Source organism: Acidovorax sp. GW821-FHT09B03 (assembly GCF_059418305.1).
Genome location: NZ_JBWKPP010000019.1, coordinates 1 through 16481 on the forward strand (window position 1 = coordinate 1; position 16481 = coordinate 16481).

The following is a 16481-nucleotide window of genomic DNA, read 5'->3' on the forward strand; positions in this document are numbered from 1 at the left end:
CCTTTTCTTTGCCTTCTTTCTTTTGGCGACGCAAAAGAAAGAAGGTGCGCCGCCGGGCGCACATCCCGGCCTCCGCCTTCAACCCAAGCATGCAGCCAGCAAAGCCAACGCCAAAGCCCATCCAACAACCACATCATTTCAACGCCCCCAACCACTGCACCAACGCATCCATCTCCCCCTGCGACAACCTCGCATAGGAAGGCATCCGCGCCCCCGGCTTGACCTCATGCACCTGCGCAAGCCACTGCTTCATCTCCACAGGCCCGTTCCTCAAAGTCCCCGAAGCAATGAACAACCGCCCCCCCACATGCGTGAGATCCGGCCCCAACCGAGAACCCTCAGCCACACCCCGCACGGTATGGCAGACAAAACACTTCTGCCCCTCAAACACCGCCCTCCCCGCCTGCAGCGCGGCCGGTGCATCCGCCGGCCGCGCCTGCCCCGCCAGCCAGGCATCGAAATCCGCCTGAGACATCGCCACCGCATGCAAGGCCATCCGCGCATGCGCCTCGCCACAGAACTCCGCACACTGCCCCCGGTACACCCCCGCCCGCGACGCCTGCAGCAGCAAATGGTTCACCCGCCCCGGCACCATGTCCATCTTGCCCCCGAGCTCCGGGATCCACAGGCTGTGGATCACCTCCACGCTCGACAGGCCCAGGTACACCGGCCGCCCCACGGGCAGGCGCAGCTCGTTGGCGGTCACGATGTCGGCGCCGCTCACCGGGTCGCGGTAGCGGATCTCCCACCACCACATGCGCCCCGTGACCGAGACCACCAGCGCATCGGCCGGCGGCACGGCCTTCCAGGGCGGGGCGCGGTGCAGGCTGTAGAAGAACAGCGCCGTGAGCACCAGCACGGGCAGCACCAGGCCGCCACCGGCCAGCCACCACAGGGGGCGTAGCAGCACCTCACCATCACGCCGTCGGCGCACCAACGCCCAGGCCAGCAGCGCCATGGTGCCCACGAAGAGCACCGTGGCCCCGATGACCAGCACCCAGCTGATCTCGGCAATGGCCTGCGCGGCCGGGCCCGCGGGCGACAGCACGGGGACCAGGGTGGGTGACGCGGTCATGCCATGCCTTCCTCAGCGCTGCTCGCCCAACCAGGCCGCCATGTCGCGTGCGTCCTGCTCGGGCACGCCCATGTCGGGCATGGTGGTCGATGGCACCAGGGCCGAGGGCTGCGCGATCCAGCGCGCCAGCAGGTCGGGCCGGTTGGGCACGCGGCCGGCGATGTAGCTGCGCAGGCCATAGGCCGCGAGCGCCGGACCCTCCCTGCCGCGCGCGCTGGCGATGCCGGGGATGGCATGGCAGGCGCCGCACTGGTACTGCGCGATGAGCAGGGCGCCGCGCCGCGCATTGCCCAGGGCCTCGCCGGCGGGCGGCGCATCACCAGCGCCCCAGGCCGCCACGGGCCATGCCATCGCACAGGCCAGGGATCCGATCAAGCGCTTCATGGAGTGCTGCATCCCCGCGTCCTACATCCCGCCGCACGGCAGGCCCACATAATGAACCGATGCCCCACAGAAGGACCGTCTACGCCACCATATTCGCCACCCTGCTCGCCGTGGCCGTGCTGGCGGCAGCGGCCGGCTTCGCCACGGTCTACCTGGGCCTGTACAACGTGGCCGCGAGCGAGCAGCACTTCAAGCCCGTGTACCAGTTGCTCGAAACTGCCATGCACCAGTCGGTGAAGCTGCGCGCGCGCACCGGCGTGGACGAGCCGCCGCCCTTCGACGAGGCCATGGTGCTGCGCGGCGCGGGCTGCTACCGCGACCAGTGTCTGCAATGCCACGGCGGCCCGGGCGTGCCGCAAGGCGACATCGGCAAGAGCATGCAGCCCCTGCCCGGCCCGCTGGTTGATGCGGCGCGGCGATGGAGCGCTAGGGAGATGTACTGGCTGACCCGCCACGGCATCCGCATGAGCGGCATGCCCGCCTGGGAGCACCGGATGGACGAGGAAGAGCTGTGGTCCACCGTGGCCTTTTTGCAGCGCCTGCCCGACCTGGACGTGGCGGCCTTCCAGGCCATCACGCTGGAGCAGGTGGATGGCGCGCGCCGCGCGGGCACCATCGCCACCTGCGGCGCGGCGCGCATGGCCGCTGCAGCGCCCGCCATGGGCAACGCCGTGCTGGGCCGCCAGGCCCTGTACCAGCATGCCTGCAATGCCTGCCACATGATCCCCGGCGTGACGGGGCCCGACGTGCATGTAGGCCCCTCGCTCGCGGGCTTTGCGGCGCGCACCAACATTGCCGGCGTGCTGCCCCACACCACCGAGAACCTGGAGCGCTGGCTGCGCGAGCCTCAGGCCGTGAAGCCCGGCACGGCCATGCCGGCCATGGGCATGAGCCCGGCCGACGCGCGGCACATCGCCGCCTACCTGGCGGAGTTGAAATAGCGCCTGCGCTGTCATGGCGACGGCGCCACGGGCGCTACGCCGAACTTGTGGGCCGATTCGGGGTCGGCCGCCGCCGCGTTGTAGGTGTGGCGGAACTGCGATGCCATGGCATACGCGCGGCGGCGCACACGCATGATGGAGCCCAGGGGCCGGTGTTCGGCCAGGCCGCGCCAGGGGCTGAAGGCGAGCTGGTTGTCCTCGTCGGGCGACGTTGCATCGTCCCACGCGGCCTGGGCCGGCACCGTGATGCGCGCCACGGTGACAAAGGGCGACAGATCCTCGGGCCACTGCACCGAGGCGTCCTCGATGGGCATTGCCTCCAGGTCCGTGCACAGCTGGGCGCGCAATTCCCACACGCCCCCGGCCTGCGCGAAGTGGCCGGACACGGCATCGCGCAGCGCGTGCGGCCTGTCCGCCAGGTCCACGGACGCGCCGTGCAGGGCCACCAGTTCGGGCGACACGGGCACCAGCGATAGCTTGGCCATGTACGGCCCGAACAGCACCGGCACCTGGGTGAAGTAGCTCTCGCCCAGCGGGTTCGTCGCCGGGTGCCCGCCCAGGGCCTTGAGTGTGGCGCTTTCACCGCCGGCTTTCTCCACCACCGCTTCCAACCCACGCAGCGCGGCCGACAGCAGGGCCTTGGCGGCGGGCGCCTTGTCGGTGGTGGCGGCCAAGAGCTTCAGGCTTTTGAGGAACTTGCGCGCCGTGGGCGCGCTGAACACCGGGCCATTGACCATCAGGAAGTCCTGGCTGCGCGCGCCGTCGGCCGGGTCCAGCGGCAAGCCGTCGACCTCCAGCACCTTGAGGGCCAGGCCGCGCGGGGTCGATACCGCATCGTCGAGCAGGTCCCCGGGCGTGCTCGACAGGCGCATCACCACCGGGTGGCTGCCCGGTGTGGCGAACAGGCCCTGGGCCAGCACGGGCGGCAGCGCCGGGATGTCGATGCTGCCGTGCAGGATGCCGTGGCTCTTGGCATGCACGCTGCGAAAAGCGCGGCCTTCGTCGGCCGCCACCTTCTCGCTGATGCCGCGCAGCGTCTCCACCAGCTCGGCGGTGGTCTGCGCTTCGTCCTCCTCCTGGAACTCGCAGTCGGGCGTGTAGGCCAGGGGCGTGGGAAGCGTGGGGGTGGACATGGGTGGGTGCTTTCGTGGGCGGTCGGTCATGTGGGAGCAACGGTGGCCGCTTCGGCCAGCGTGACCCGGATGGGGATGCACTTGCCGGCGGGCACGTGGCTCTTCTTCGCGTGGTGCGACAAGGGCAGCAGCGGGTTGCATTCGGGAAAGTAGCCGGCCACCGAGCCACGCGGCAGGTCGTAGGGCAGCGCGCGCAGGCCCGCCACCTGGCGGGCATGGCCATCGTCCTCGCCCGCGCCCAATGCGGTGGTGGCGAGCACCGGTGCGCCTTCGGCCAGGCCGCGCTCGGCCATGTCCTCGGGGTGCATGAGCAGCACCATGCGGCTGCCCCACACGTTGCGAAAGCGGTCGTCCAGGCTGTAGACGGTGGTGTTGAACTGGTCGTCGCTGCGCACCGTCATCAGGCGCAGCACCGAGGCGTCAGGGCCTGCCGCGGCGATGGGCGGCGGCAGCATGAAGCAGGCCTTTCCGCTTGGGGTCTTCCACACCCGCTCGCGCGCGGGGTTGGGCCGGGGCATGCCGCCGGGGGCGTGCAGGCCACGGTTGAAGCCCGCGAACACCTCGGGCCAGGTGGCCTCTATGGCGTCGCGCACCAGCTCGTAGTCGCCCACCCAGCGCTCCCAGGGCACATGCGGGTTGGGCGCCAGCGTGGCCTGGGCGATGCCGGCAACGATGGCCGCTTCTGACCGCAGGCTGCTGGCCGCGGGGTCGGCCACGCCCTGGGAGGCGTGAAAGCACCCGGTCGAATCCTCCACCGACACGGTCTGCGGGCCCGTGGCCTGCGCGTCCACCTCGATGCGGCCCAGGCAGGGCAGCAGCCAGGCCTCGTGGCCGGGCAGCACATGCGTGTAGTTGAGCCGCGTGGCCACGTGCACCGTGAGCGGCATGCGGCGCCAGGCCTCTTCGAGCCGGCGCGTATCGGGCGCGGCGCGCACGAAGTTGCCGCCCAGGCCGATGAAGGCCCGCACCGAGCCGTCGAGCACGCCCTCGCAGGTGGCCACGGTGTTGCGGCCCTTCTCGCGCGGCGGCTCGAAGTGGTAGAGCTCTGCCAGCTTGTCGAGCGGCGCCAACCCGGGCTTCTCGGTGATGCCCACGGTGCGCTGGCCCTGCACGTTGGAATGCCCGCGCACCGGGCAGATGCCGGCCCCGGGCTTGCCGATGTTGCCGCGCAGCAGCAACAGGTTGCTCACCATCTGCACGTTGGCCACGCCCTCGCGGTGCTGGGTCAGGCCCATGCCGTAGATGCCGATCACGGCGTTGGCAGAGGCGTAGGTGCGGGCCGCCTGTTCCAGCGCGGCACGCGGCAGCCCGCTTTCGCGCTCGATGTCGTCCCACGACAGACTGCGCATGGCCGGGGCGAAGGCCTCCAGGCCCTGGGTGTGGCGGGCGATGAAATCCACGTCCAGCACGCGCGGCGCGCCGGCCATGCGGGCAGCATCGTCGGCTTCGATCAGCCACTTGCACATGCCGCCGATGGCCGCGATGTCGCCGCCGTTGCGCACCTGCAGGTACTGGGTGCTGATCACCGTCTCGGCGGTGCTCAGCATCTCGCGCGGGGACTGGGGGTTGGCGAAATGCACCAGCCCCACCTCCTTCATGGGGTTGAAGGTGACTATGGGCACGCCGCGCTCGCGCACGGCCTGCAGCTGGTGCAGCATGCGCGGGCTGTTCACGCCCACGTTCTGGCCAAAGAAGAAGATCGCGTCGGCCTGCTCGAAGTCGTCGAGACGCACCGTGCCCACGGGCACGCCGATGGTCTCGGGCAGCGCCACCGAGGTGCTCTCGTGGCACATGTTGGAGCTGTCGGGCAGGTTGTTGTTGCCGTACAGCCGCGCCAGCAGCTGGTACATGTAACTCGTCTCCAGCGATGCGCGGCCCGAGGCGTAGAACACCGCCGATTGCGGGTCCTGGGCCCGCAGCGCCTGCAGGCTGCTGCCGATGGCGGCGAAGGCCTCCTCCCAGGTGGTGGGTACGTAGCGGTCGCTGGCGGCGTCGTAGCGCAGCGGGTCCACCAAGCGGCCCTGGCCTTCCAGCGCATGGTCGCTCCAACCGCGCAGTTCGGTCACCGTGTGCGAGGCAAAGAAGTCCGCGCCCGCGCGCTTGTCGGTCAGCTCCCAGGCAGTGGCCTTGGCGCCGTTCTCGCAGAACTCGGCCAGGTGCGGCTTGGCGGGCTTGGCCCAGGCACAGCTCACGCAGGCAAAGCCGCCCGGCTTGTTCTGCTGGCGCAGTGCATTGGCGGTGCGCAGCACGGCGCCCTCGCGCACCAGGCTTACGGTGACGGCCTTGAGCGAACCCCAGCCGCCCGCAGGCTGGCCATAGGGAGGGATGGGCTCAGGAAGGTCGTGGTCTGGCTTGCCGGGCGGGCTGGCGGGAGGGGCGTCCATGCACCCCACTGTCCGTGCCGGGCCCAGGCCACCAGGTCAGCCGCGCACTGACCCGCCTGTAGGAGAAGGCCCGGTTCCCCAGGAGCCTATGCCACCGCCGTGCCGTACGCCACCCCGTCGCGCCCCGGGTCGGCGCCGCCGTGCAGCGCGCCGTCGGCGCCGATCTGCACGCCGTGCACCCAGCCGATGGTGTAGTTGTACGGGTTGCGCAGCACCTCGTAGCCCTGGGCCTGCAGCTCGCGCGCCACGTAGCGCGGGATGCGGTTGCACACGTCGATGGAGTTGCTGGTGGACGAAAAGCGCGGGGCCGACACGGCCTCCTGCATGCCCATGCGGTGGTCGATGAGGTTGAGCAGCACCTGCAGCACACCCATGGCGATCTGCGTGCCGCCGGGCGCGCCGAGCACGATCTCGGGCTTGCCGCCCTTGAACACAATGCTCGGGCACGACGAGGTGAAGCGGCTCTTGCCCGGTTGGATGCTGCCCGCGCGCCCTGGCCGCGGGTCGAACACGCCCATGCAGCCGTTGTAGAAGAAGCCCATGCCCGGCGTGATCACGCCCGAGGGCATGGCCAGCGAATGCGTCATGGAGACGCAGCCACCCTCGCCGTCGACCACGCTGATGTGGGTGGTGTCCTTGGGCACCGGCGCGCCCAGGTTCACGCGCTCCACACTGTGGCGCTTGCCGGCGCGGATGTCGGCGGCCACGCGGGCGGCGTTCTCCCTGGACAGCAGCTGGTCCAGCGGCACCTCGACGAAGGCCGGGTCGCCGATGTGGCGGTCCTTGTCGGTGGTGGCTTTCTTCATCACCTCGCTCAGGGTGCGCAGGTACTCGGGGCCGTTGTGCTCCATGCCGGCCAGGTCGAACTCTTCGAGGATGGTGAGCATCTGCAGCAGCATGGCGCCGCCGCCCGGGGGCTGGTTGGTCGTCACCACGCGGTCGCGGTAGCGGCCCACCAGGGGTTTTGCGCGGCGCACCTGGTAGCTCTTCAGGTCGTCCATGGACAGCAGGCCGCCCAGCGACTGCACATGCTCCACCATGCGCCGGGCCAGCTCGCCTTCGTAGAACGGGGCAACCCCCTCTGCGGCCACCTGGTCCAGCACGCGCGCGAAGTTCTCGTTCACGATGGGCGTGCCGATGGGCTTGGCGCTGCCGTCGGGGCGGCAGTACAGGGCGCGGCCCTCTTCGCTGTAGTGCAGGCGGTCCATGTTGCTGGCGCGGCCGGCCAGGGTCTGGTCGATCCAGAACGAGTACATGCCGGGCCGCACGAAGTAGCCATCGTGCGCCCAGGCGATGGCGGGCGCCACCACCTCCTTCCACGGCAGGCGGCCGTGGGCGGCATGCATGGCGGCCAGGCCCTTGAGCGTGGCCGGCGTGGCGATGGACTGCGCGCCGATGTCGTTGACCCGGCCCTGGAGGATGAAGCCGAAGCCGTCCTTGGTCTCGCCTTCGAGCAGCGCGGCCCACATGTCCTCGCGCGCGGCCTGCGGCGCGGGCGCGTGGAAGTCGAAATACTCGTGTGCCCCTTTGCCGGGCAGGAAGACGGCCGCCGTGCCGAAGCCCGCGATGCCGCACATCAGCGGGTCTACCACGGTCTGCGACAGCGCCACGGCCACGGCCGCGTCCACCGCGTTGCCGCCCGCGCGCAGGACCTCGATGCCGGACTCCGCCGCCTCAGGCTGCGGGCAGGACACCATTGCTTGTTTTTTCATGGAGAAACTCAAAAAGAATGGAAGAGATGCGCCGGCCGCCAGTGCAGCGGGCGCATGCAGGGGATCAGCAGGCCAGCCCCGTCACGTCACTTGGGATTGAGGTTCAGGGCTTCGAGCGTGGGCCCCCAGGCCTTGGTGTCGCGGCGCGTCACCTCCATCAGCTGGCTGGATGGGCCGGGCATGGCGATGGCGTTCATGCCCTTGAGCTTGGCCTGCACCTCGGCACTGGCGTGGAAGGCGCGCGTGCCCTCGTGCAGCTTGGCAATGATGGCCGCAGGCGTGCCGGCCTTGGCGACGATGCCGCTCCAGCCCATGGTGTCGAAGTCCTTCACGCCCAGCTCGTTGGCGGCCGGCACGTCGGGCAGCTCGGCCAGGCGCGAAGGGGCCAGCACCACCAGGGGCACGATCTTGCCGTTCTTGATGTGCGGCAGCGCCGAGCCGCCCACGGGCGCCATCACCTGCGTCTGGCCGCCGATGGTTGCCATGAGCCCGTCGGGCTCGCCCTTGAAGGGCACGTGCACCATGCTGATGTCGAGCTTCTTTTGCAGCAGCTCCACCGCCAGCTGGGTGGAATTGCCCAGGCCCGAGGACGAGAAGTTGAGCTTGCCGGGGTTGGCCTTGGCGTACTTGACCAGGTCGTCGAGCGACTTGAGGCCCGTAGCCGGATTGGCCACCAGGATGAAGGGCACGGTGCTGAGCATGCCCACGCCCACGAAGTCCTTCTCGGGGTCGTAGGGCAGCGGTTTGTAGACGAACTTGTTAAGCACCATCTGCGAGACGCCGCCGAACATCAGCGTGTAGCCGTCGGCCGGCTGGCCCAGCACCTGCTGCGCGGCGATGATGCCGCCGGCGCCGGGCTTGTTCTCCACCGTGATGGTGGCATTGATGGCCTTGCCCGCATGCTCGGCCCACAGGCGCGCCACGGTGTCGGAGCTGCCGCCCGCCTGCTGCGAGACCACCAGGCGGATCGGGCGCATGGGGTAGTTGTTGGCGTCCTGCGCCTGCACGGCGGGCAGCGCGGCCAGCGACGACAGCGCGAGCGCCACGGCCTTGGCGGCCAGGCAGAAAGGTTTCTTCATACGGCAAATCTCCGGGGGGTAGGCGGCGGGAAGATGGCAGCGTTGTGAAAAGTGCTGCCTGCATGCGGGCCATTATTCGGCGCAGCCGCCCCAAGGACCAGTGAATTAGCACGATGGATGCATTAGCATTTGCTCATGAATGCATACGACCAAGTGGCCTGGGCGCGCCGGCTCAAGGTCAAACATCTGGAATCCTTCATGGTGCTGGACGAAGCCGGCACCCTGACCGAGGCCGCCGCCCGCCTGCACATGACGCAGTCGGCCATGTCGCACTGGCTGGCCGACCTGGAGGAGCTGGTGGGCACGCCCCTGGTCACGCGCGGGAGGCGCGTTCAGCTCACGCCGGCCGGCATCATCATGAAGCGCCTGGCCATCAGCGTGCTGGGCGACATCACCCGCACCCAGGCCGAGCTGGGCGCCCTGGCCCAGGGGCGCACGGCGCGCCTGCACATCGGCAGCGTGTGGGCCGGGGTGGCGCGCGGCATACCGCAGGCGCTGGTGGAGTTCCAGGCGCTGTACCCGTACATCTCGGTCACGGTGTCCGAAAGCCCGCTCACCCAGCTGCTCGAAGGCATCGACAACAAGCAGCTCGACCTGGTGGTGTGCTCGCTCGACTCACGCGCCTACAAGGACGGGCTGGAACACCGCGAGCTGTTCGACGACAACGTCTGCCTGGTGGTGGGCCGCGCCAGCCGCCACTGGGACGCCAAGGGCCCCATCCGCCTGATCGACCTGGTGCAGGACAACTGGATCATGCCGCCCCCGGGCACCCTCACCCGCTCACAGCTCGACGCCGCCCTGCTGGACGCCGGCGCCTCGTGGCTGCGCCCCAAGGTGGAAACCCCCGCCATCACCACCCTGCAGGCCCTGGTGCACCAGGGCGACTACATCGGCGTGTGCTCCGAAGCCATGGCCCAGTACCAGGTGGCCCTGGGCAACATGCGCATCCTGCCGCTGGACCGCACCATCCGCTTCGGGCCCGTGGGGGTGATCTGGGCGAAGGACAACACGGCGGAGGCGGTGAAGCTGTTTGTGGAGCATATTGCGGCGGTGGTGGGGCGGTCGGATTGAATCACCGCAGCGAAAGCAGGCCGCAGAACAAGGTGACGAACCTGAAGGAAAACACGAAGCAATCCATACCGTTTTGGCCATCTGGCGGAGCTGAAGATCAAGGGGGTGAGCCCAAGAAGGCTGACCTGTGAGCCGTGAAAGAAGCCGGCCAGGGACCGGCCTTGCCGCAATCGAACGCCCTGCAGCGGGTTTCGGGTGCCACCGGTTTTGACCCACGGCAATCCCGGCACGCGGCTTGCGTGGTCCAATCCAGGCCGCCCAATCACCGCTTCGCTCTTGCCATGACCAGTCCCTCCCCCTTGGCCGCCGAGCCCCCCGCTGCCCCCTCCCCGACCCAGGCCACCGCCGTCCCGCCCGCCCCCCACACCCCCACCGAAGACGCCGTCGCCATCTTCACCGGCGTGCTGCTGATCTCCGTGGGCGTGGCCTTCTTCACCAGTGCCGGGCTGCTCACGGGCGGCACGGCGGGGCTGGCCTTCTTGGCGCACTACGCCACGGGCATCGGCTTCGGCAAGCTGTTCTTCGTGGTCAACCTGCCCTTTTACTGGCTGGCGTTGCGCAAGCTGGGTCGGGCGTTCACGGTGAAGACCTTCATCGCGGTGCTGCTGCTGTCGGCGCTGACGGAGCTGCAGTCGCACTTGCTGCAGTTCGCGCAGCTGCAACCGCTGTATGCGGCGATTGCGGGCGGCACCATCACGGGCACGGGGTTCCTCGTTCTGTTTCGCCACCGCTGCAGCCTGGGCGGCGTGGGCGTTGCCGCGCTGTATTTGCAGGACCGCTATGGCTGGCGCGCGGGCAAGATCCAGATGGCGGTGGACTGCGCCATCGTGCTGCTGGCACTGTTCACGGTGGAACCGCTGCGCGTGCTGTGGTCGATTGCCGGCGCGGTGGCGCTCAACCTGGTACTGGCCATGAACCACCGACCGGGGCGGTACATGGGGACGTGACCCTCAGGGTGGGGCTGCGGGCTTGTTGATCGGCTTTTCGATGACCACGTACTTCACACGCAAATCGCGAGCCTGGGCCAGGCGCTCCAACTCGGCATCCGGCAGCACCACGGTGGTCCTGCCGAACGCCTCCTCCCACCGCGGCGTTCCGCTCACCGCATAGGGCGCGAGCACATCCTCCAGTGCGCGCCGGTAGATGGCATTGCGGGTTGCCAACGCGACGCCCCATTCTTCCGCCGGGGTTTTCAGGAATACGACCGCCCGCGACTGCCCGGCACCGGGCTCGGGCTGGGTCGTGTAGCCCTGCGGGATCACCAGCGGCGCGAGCATGGGCCTGTACCCGGGGGCCTTCAGCGCGATGGCCCAGTTGTTCCAGGCCAGCTCTGCCAGCCCGCGCTCGTTGGTGCGCAGCAGCACGGTGCCATTGCGGGTCACGCCCGAGACGTCGAGCACGGTGATGACACCGCCTGCCGTGCTGGCCGGCAGGCCGGACGAGGTGGGCACGCCCAGGCGCCTGAACAGCAGCATCGCGGCGTCCACCGCCGCGCTGTGCTGCGCGGGCGATTTCAGCACGACAGAACCCTCTCCGGTATGGCGATCGATGTCGAACTCGGCCCCCGGCACGGCGAGCGTTGCTTCCACGTCCACCCCCCCGCTGGCACTGGTCTTCAGCCGGCGGTCCAGTTCGTCGAGGTGGCCATCCGACTGCGGCAGCAGGGTCGAATGGCGCCACTCATTGAAGAAAAGCACGCGCAGGGCAAGGGGGCTGTTGACTACGATCTCCAGGCCCGCCTCCGTCACCCACAGCATGATGCCGCCCCCGCTGTTCACATGCCGGCCACCAGGCAGTGCCTCACTCCCCAATTCGACCAGCAGCCGGTCGATCCGTGCCTGCAATTCAACCGCCCTGGCGTCGGCGTCCGGAATGCTGAAGAGGCGCAGCAGCCACACCGCGACCGGTGCCGACCCGCGCTGCTTGATCCGGTCGCGCAACTGCTCGTATTCGAGAGGATGGATCTCTGCCGCCTGGGCAAAGGGCAGAAACACCCCCGCCGACAACAACGACAAGGCCAGGGTGGCAACAACTCTGCGAAACAGCATGGAACTCCAGTGGCTCGAAATTGACACGGTGGCAATGCCGCCCCTTGGCGCGGCGCGGGTGCCATCACTACAGTCCATCGTGACGCAGGGGCGCCGGTCCGGCAAGGCCTGGATTGCCCGTTGCGGCCCATCTGCCACAGCGCAGCGGCCCGGCGTCAGAAAAACAAAACATTACTTCTGGAGGGATTTCACATGCGTTGGCTTGCGCTCATTGCAGGACTGGTCTTTACCGCTTCGGGCCTCAAGGCCCTGTTGGCCTACGATGCCGCCACCGCCGTGCTGTCACGGCCCGTGCTGCTCGGGATCTCGGTGCTGTGTGCACTGGTCTTCTTCTTTCTCTTTGCGCGGGCCGGCCAGTCTGCGCGCGAGGTCTCGCATTTCGAGCAGTGGCTGCAGGCCAATGCGCCGAAGATCATGGCCGGGGGCGCGACGTACAACGGCCGCAAGGTCACGCCCGACACCGAGGTCAAGCGCTTTTTGCTGACCGTGAGCGTGGTCATCATGACCTTCAAGATCCCCTCGCGCTACTACTTCGCCACGCGGGACAACTTCCAGCTCACGCAGGCGCTGTACACGCTGGCATCGCTGCTGCTGGGCCAGGGCCTGTTAACACCAATTTCGGGGTCGCGTTGCCCGGTCTGGGGACTGGATGCAAGGCGCCAGCGTGCAGCAAGGTAGGCACCTTGCAAGCGCGGGCAACGCCGCAGACGGCCCCCAGGCCGGGCAACCCGAAGGGAAGGCCCTTGCCGGCGCGCCACTCGTCGTTGCGCTCCTTGCGTGTGCAAGAGCACACACCGCGTCGCACGCCTAGACTGGCACGCCGGCAAGGGCCTTCGCGACCCCGAAATTGGTGTTAACAGGCCCTAGTGCGGCATTCCATGGGGGCCGATCTACACCGTTCAGGCGATTGCCAAAAACCTCTCGGGCGGCTACCGCATCACCGTGGGCGAGTACCTGGCCACGCCCGCCGCGCAGCGCGCCGGCTGACGGCCAACGGCCAAGGCGCGGCCACCCGGGCCGCGCCCCGGGATCGGCGTGCTACCCGTGGTCCGCGTACCGCTGCGCCATCAGTTGCTCGAAGTTCTCCAGCGGCACCGGCCGGCTGAACAAATAGCCCTGCCACAGGTTGCAGCCGTGCAGCGCCAGGAACTCGCGCTGCGCCGTGGTCTCCACGCCCTCGGCGATCACGTCGATGCCCAGGCTCTGCGCCATGCCGATGATGGTCTGCACGATGAGCGCATCGGCCTCCTGGATGCCGATGTTGCGCACGAAACTCTGGTCGATCTTGAGCTGGTCCAGCGGCAGCCGCGTGAGGTAGGACAACGAGGACTGCCCGGTGCCGAAGTCGTCCATCGAGAAGCCCACGCCCAACGCCCGCAGCGCGTTCATCCGGGCGATGGTGTGCTGCACGTTGTCCAGCGCCATGCTTTCGGTCAGCTCCAGCTTGAGGCGGTCGGCGCGGGCGCCGGTTTCGCTGAGCACGGCAAACACCTGGTCGACGAAGTCGCCCTGGCGGAACTGGCGCGCGCTCACATTCACGGCCAGTTGCAGGTGGCTGCGCGCGGGGTCGTCCTCCCAGTGGCGCAGCTGCAGGCAGGCGGTGCGCAGCACCCACAGGCCGATGGCGAGGATCTGGCCGGTCTCTTCGGCCAGGGGGATGAACTCGCCGGGCATGACCAGGCCGCGCTCGGGGTGCTGCCAGCGGATCAGCACCTCGGCACCGATGGCCCGCCCGCCCTGCCCCACCTGCACCTGGTAGTACAGGCGGAACTGGTCCTCGGCCAGGGCGGTGCGCAGGTCGTTCTCCATCGCGGCGCGGGCCGTCACGGCGGCCTGCATGCGCGGATCGAAAAAGCGCACGGCGTTGCGCCCGGCCGTCTTGGCGGCGTACATGGCCAGGTCGGCACGCTTCATGAGCTCGTCCACCGACTGGCTCTGGCCGCTGAACAGCACGGCGCCGATGCTGGGCGTGCTGTGCACATGGTGCAGGGCCAGCTGGTAGGGCTGGTTGAGCGCGGCCAGCACCTTGGTGCCCACCGTCTGGGTGTGCTCGGCCGCCTCGGTGGGTTCGCTGCTCATGCCCTTGAGCAGCAGCAGGAACTCATCGCCGCCCAGGCGCGCCACGGTGTCGCCGTCGCGCACGCAGGCTTTCAGACGCTGGGCCACCTGCTGCAGCAGCACGTCGCCCATGTCGTGGCCCAGGGTGTCGTTGAGGTTCTTGAAGTGGTCCAGGTCCAGGCACAGCAGCGCGCCGTACTGGCCCGAGCGGGCGCTGCTGGCAAAGGCCTGCTGCAGCCGGTCCATCATCAGCCGGCGGTTGGGCAGCAGGGTGAGCGGGTCGTAGAAGGCCAGGTGCTCGATCTCCCTGGCGGCGGCGGCCTTCTGCGTGATGTCGCTCAGCGAGGCCACGTAGTGCGTGAGCCGCCCCTGGGTGTCCTTGACCGCGGTGATGCCCATCTGGTGCAGGCTCACCTGCCCATCCTTGCAGCGGTTCCAGATCTCGCCGCTCCACTCGCCCCCGCTGTCCAGGGTCCGGCGCAGGCCGGTGAAGAAGGCCGTGTCGTGCTGCCCCGACGCGAGAAAACTGGCGCGCCGGCCCACGGCGTCGGCACTCTCGTAGCCGGTGATCTTGGTGAAGGCGCGGTTGGTGCGCAGGATCACGGTGTCGGCATCGGTGACCAGCATGCCCTCCTGCGACTCGAAGGCAATGGCGGCGATGCGCAGCTCCCGCTCGGCGTTCTTGCGCGCGGTGATGTTGTTGCCGATGCCCCGGTAGCCCAGGAAGGCGCCGTCCGCATCGAACATCGGTGACCCGCTGACGGAAACCCACTCCACCGCGCCGGTCGTGGACAGGCGGGGGTACTCGAAGTCGCGGAACTCGCGGTGCTCGCGCAGGGTGTGCTCGTGCAGGTCCCAGTCCACCGCTTCACCGCCGGGCACCGCCACCACCTCGCCCCCGTCTGCGGTCGCCACCTCGCGGCGGGTCTTGCCGACATGCCATTGCGGGCCCGGCAGCGTGCGCTTGGCGGCCTCGCCCTCCAGCATCACGAAGCGCAGCTGCGCGTCCTGCTCCCAGTACCAGTCCGAGGACAGCATGGTGAGCGTGCGAAAGCGCGCCTCGTTGTCCTCCAGCTGGCGGCGCACGCGGTACGACTCGGTGACATCGCTGAACACCAGCACCACCCCGGTGATCCCGCCTGCGGGATTGCGGATCGGGGCGGCGCTGTCGGCAATCTGGTATTCGGCGCCGCCGCGGGCGATCAGCGTGGTGTGGTTGGAGAGTTCCACCACCCGGCCGCTGGCCATGACCAGTTGCACCGGGTCCTTCGATGGCTCGCGGGTGCGCGCGTTGACGATGCGAAACACATCCGTCAGCGGGCGGTCCTGCGCCTCGCGCAGCGGCCAGCCGGTCATCTGCTCGGCCACGCCGTTCATGCGCACCACATGCCCTCGGGCATCGGTGACCACCACCGCATCGCCGATGGAATGCAGGGTGATGGCCAGGTTCTCCTCGCTCTGGCGCAGCTCGCTCTCGGCCTGCTGGCGCGCCTGGGCCATGTGGTTGAAGCGCTGCGCCAGCTGGGCCAGCTCGCGGAACCCCGTCTCGGGCACCGGGGCCACCTGCTGGCCCCGGGCGAGCTGGTCGGTGGCGCGCAGCAGCCGGGCCAGCGGCTTGCCCACCCCGCGGCGCACCCCTTCGTGCGCCAGCACGAACGAGGCCAGCAGCCCCAGCAGCAAAAAGCCGATGTCGCGCCACATCTGCCGCGCAATGCGGGCATACAGCGCATCGAGCGGCACCGACAGGCGCATGCTGGCCACCGGCCGGCCCTGGGATTCGAGCAGGGGCCGCGCCACCTCGATGTAGCGGGCGCCATCCTCGGTCTCCAGCAGGTGGGCGCCGCCCTGCAGGGCCTGGGCGCCGGCCCCGGGCTGGGGCAGCTCGGACAGGGTGCCCAACTCCCGCGCATCGGGTGGAAAGCGCGCGATCACCCGTCCGTCGGGGCCGAGCACACGGGCCACGGCCCCGTCGGGCAGGCCCAGCTCGTGCAGGCGGCGGCTCCACCAGTCAAGCGACACCACGGCCACCGCCGCGCCCAGCACTGCGCGGGTCTCGGGGTCGACCAGCGGCTGCGCAAAACTCACGCTGGCCAGGCCGACCGCCGGGTCCACCTGGAAGCTGCCCACCGAGAACTCGCGCGCCACGATGGCCCGCAGGAAGTGGGGCCGGTCGGTCATGTTCACCGGCGCACTGGGCGGCACGGCGCTGCAGCGCAAATCGCCATCGGCCCGGGGCAGGCCGATGTTGATGTAGGTGGCGTTGAGCGCCAGCACCTCGGCCAGGTACTGCGAGCAATCGGGGGCATCGAGCTGCTGCGCCCGGCGGGTCGAGGCCAGCTGCTGCAGAAAGGCCCGGGTGGAGTCGATCAGGCGTTGCTGGCTGTAGGCCATGCTGCGGGTGAGCAGCAGCGCATTCTCGCGCGCTGCGGCCACCGACTCCTCGCGGTTGGCCTGCGCCTGGTAGGCCACCAGCGCCAAGGCAGGCAGCGTGGCCACCAGGATCAGCAGGCGGATCCTGGCGGACAGGGAGCCCGTAGCCAACTGCGGCAAAGCACGCATGGGGCCTTTCGCGAAGAGGAGGGACGGGTTTCTGAAC

General features: G+C 69.2%; 12 protein-coding genes. 4 read left to right on the forward strand and 8 right to left on the reverse strand.

What is annotated here, in order from left to right; all coding sequences use genetic code 11:
* Positions 1-133: 133 nt before the first annotated feature.
* Both coxB and AC07PA_RS26210 read right to left on the reverse strand, forming a co-directional pair.
* Positions 134-1075: a cytochrome c oxidase subunit II gene (gene coxB / locus AC07PA_RS26205; RefSeq protein WP_494607909.1), complete on the reverse strand. Its 942-nt coding sequence runs from the start codon at positions 1073-1075 to the stop codon at positions 134-136.
* A gap of 12 nt (positions 1076-1087) precedes the next feature.
* Positions 1088-1459 (reverse strand): c-type cytochrome, encoded by a 372-nt coding sequence (locus AC07PA_RS26210; protein WP_494607907.1) that lies wholly within the window; start codon positions 1457-1459, stop codon positions 1088-1090.
* A gap of 59 nt (positions 1460-1518) precedes the next feature.
* On the opposite strand from AC07PA_RS26210, the gene AC07PA_RS26215 reads away from it, so the two are divergent.
* Positions 1519-2400 (forward strand): c-type cytochrome, encoded by an 882-nt coding sequence (locus AC07PA_RS26215; protein ID WP_494607905.1) that lies wholly within the window; start codon positions 1519-1521, stop codon positions 2398-2400.
* A gap of 11 nt (positions 2401-2411) precedes the next feature.
* Here the strand turns inward: AC07PA_RS26215 and AC07PA_RS26220 are convergent, their stop codons facing one another.
* From AC07PA_RS26220 to AC07PA_RS26235, 4 genes are all read right to left on the reverse strand, one after another.
* A complete protein-coding gene (locus tag AC07PA_RS26220) occupies positions 2412-3533 on the reverse strand; it encodes a catalase family protein (protein WP_494607903.1) in 1122 nt (373 codons plus the stop codon).
* Between the two features lie 26 nt (positions 3534-3559).
* Positions 3560-5917 carry an FdhF/YdeP family oxidoreductase gene (locus tag AC07PA_RS26225; protein ID WP_494607901.1) on the reverse strand — a complete coding sequence of 786 codons (2358 nt, stop codon included), beginning with the start codon at positions 5915-5917 and terminating at the stop codon, positions 3560-3562.
* Between the two features lie 86 nt (positions 5918-6003).
* A complete protein-coding gene (ggt, locus tag AC07PA_RS26230; RefSeq protein ID WP_494607899.1) occupies positions 6004-7629 on the reverse strand; it encodes a gamma-glutamyltransferase in 1626 nt (541 codons plus the stop codon).
* An 86-nt stretch (positions 7630-7715) separates the two neighbouring features.
* Positions 7716-8708 (reverse strand): Bug family tripartite tricarboxylate transporter substrate binding protein, encoded by a 993-nt coding sequence (locus tag AC07PA_RS26235; protein WP_494607897.1) that lies wholly within the window; start codon positions 8706-8708, stop codon positions 7716-7718.
* A gap of 135 nt (positions 8709-8843) precedes the next feature.
* Between AC07PA_RS26235 and AC07PA_RS26240 the strand changes: the two genes are divergently transcribed.
* Together AC07PA_RS26240 and AC07PA_RS26245 are read left to right on the forward strand one after the other, a co-directional pair.
* Positions 8844-9779, forward strand: coding sequence for a LysR family transcriptional regulator (locus AC07PA_RS26240; protein WP_494607895.1), 936 nt, complete (start codon positions 8844-8846; stop codon positions 9777-9779).
* A gap of 281 nt (positions 9780-10060) precedes the next feature.
* Positions 10061-10726 (forward strand): YitT family protein, encoded by a 666-nt coding sequence (locus tag AC07PA_RS26245; RefSeq protein ID WP_494607893.1) that lies wholly within the window; start codon positions 10061-10063, stop codon positions 10724-10726.
* 3 nt (positions 10727-10729) lie between these two features.
* Here the strand turns inward: AC07PA_RS26245 and AC07PA_RS26250 are convergent, their stop codons facing one another.
* Positions 10730-11827, reverse strand: coding sequence for a hypothetical protein (locus AC07PA_RS26250; protein ID WP_494607891.1), 1098 nt, complete (start codon positions 11825-11827; stop codon positions 10730-10732).
* Between the two features lie 192 nt (positions 11828-12019).
* Here AC07PA_RS26250 and AC07PA_RS26255 point away from each other — a divergent pair, with 192 nt between their 5' ends.
* Positions 12020-12505 (forward strand): hypothetical protein, encoded by a 486-nt coding sequence (locus AC07PA_RS26255; protein WP_494607889.1) that lies wholly within the window; start codon positions 12020-12022, stop codon positions 12503-12505.
* 360 nt (positions 12506-12865) lie between these two features.
* Here the strand turns inward: AC07PA_RS26255 and AC07PA_RS26260 are convergent, their stop codons facing one another.
* Positions 12866-16444 (reverse strand): bifunctional diguanylate cyclase/phosphodiesterase, encoded by a 3579-nt coding sequence (locus tag AC07PA_RS26260; protein ID WP_494607887.1) that lies wholly within the window; start codon positions 16442-16444, stop codon positions 12866-12868.
* Positions 16445-16481 lie beyond the last annotated feature (37 nt).

Coding starts and splice junctions, on each gene's coding strand:
- coxB (WP_494607909.1), bottom strand. CDS start 1,075: ATGACCGCGTCACCCACCCTGGTCCCCGTGCTGTCGCCCGCGGGCCCG.
- AC07PA_RS26210 (WP_494607907.1), bottom strand. CDS start 1,459: ATGAAGCGCTTGATCGGATCCCTGGCCTGTGCGATGGCATGGCCCGTG.
- AC07PA_RS26215 (WP_494607905.1), top strand. CDS start 1,519: ATGCCCCACAGAAGGACCGTCTACGCCACCATATTCGCCACCCTGCTC.
- AC07PA_RS26220 (WP_494607903.1), bottom strand. CDS start 3,533: ATGTCCACCCCCACGCTTCCCACGCCCCTGGCCTACACGCCCGACTGC.
- AC07PA_RS26225 (WP_494607901.1), bottom strand. CDS start 5,917: ATGGACGCCCCTCCCGCCAGCCCGCCCGGCAAGCCAGACCACGACCTT.
- ggt (WP_494607899.1), bottom strand. CDS start 7,629: ATGAAAAAACAAGCAATGGTGTCCTGCCCGCAGCCTGAGGCGGCGGAG.
- AC07PA_RS26235 (WP_494607897.1), bottom strand. CDS start 8,708: ATGAAGAAACCTTTCTGCCTGGCCGCCAAGGCCGTGGCGCTCGCGCTG.
- AC07PA_RS26240 (WP_494607895.1), top strand. CDS start 8,844: ATGAATGCATACGACCAAGTGGCCTGGGCGCGCCGGCTCAAGGTCAAA.
- AC07PA_RS26245 (WP_494607893.1), top strand. CDS start 10,061: ATGACCAGTCCCTCCCCCTTGGCCGCCGAGCCCCCCGCTGCCCCCTCC.
- AC07PA_RS26250 (WP_494607891.1), bottom strand. CDS start 11,827: ATGCTGTTTCGCAGAGTTGTTGCCACCCTGGCCTTGTCGTTGTTGTCG.
- AC07PA_RS26255 (WP_494607889.1), top strand. CDS start 12,020: ATGCGTTGGCTTGCGCTCATTGCAGGACTGGTCTTTACCGCTTCGGGC.
- AC07PA_RS26260 (WP_494607887.1), bottom strand. CDS start 16,444: ATGCGTGCTTTGCCGCAGTTGGCTACGGGCTCCCTGTCCGCCAGGATC.